At 63.2% G+C, this 375-nt stretch carries 1 pseudogene; it reads right to left on the bottom strand.

Annotated features, from left to right (window positions below):
* Nucleotides 1-331, bottom strand: a pseudogene (locus GYA94_RS26635) (bifunctional tRNA (5-methylaminomethyl-2-thiouridine)(34)-methyltransferase MnmD/FAD-dependent 5-carboxymethylaminomethyl-2-thiouridine(34) oxidoreductase MnmC); the annotation flags it as partial.
* Between the last annotated feature and the right edge of the window lie 44 nt (nucleotides 332-375).

Raw genomic sequence — 375 nt, forward strand, 5'->3', positions numbered from 1 at the left:
CGGCGCGGGCCATGTCGGCAGCGCCCAGGGGGTACTTTTCGACACTGACGAAATGCAGGCGTGCACCGCTGGGCGCGTGCTGGTCGAACAATTGCCACGCGCAGAAGAAGTTCATGCCGGTGCCAAAGCCGGTCTCGCCGATCACCAGGCTGCTGTGTGCTGGCAGGTTGGCGAAGCGTTCGGCCAGGCGGGTCTGGCCGAGGAACACATGCTTGGTTTCTTCGATGCCTTCGTTGACCGCGAAATAGACGTCGTCGTACTGCCGCGAATGGGGGCGGCCCTGGTCGTCCCAGTCGATCTGGGCGTGCTGGAGAAGGGTGGATTCAGGCATGGCTGGTTCGCTGGAGATGAGTGGCAGTCGCAAGTGGCAAGTCG

It is taken from the genome of Pseudomonas juntendi, from assembly GCF_009932375.1.
GTDB classification, from domain to species: domain Bacteria; phylum Pseudomonadota; class Gammaproteobacteria; order Pseudomonadales; family Pseudomonadaceae; genus Aquipseudomonas; species Aquipseudomonas juntendi.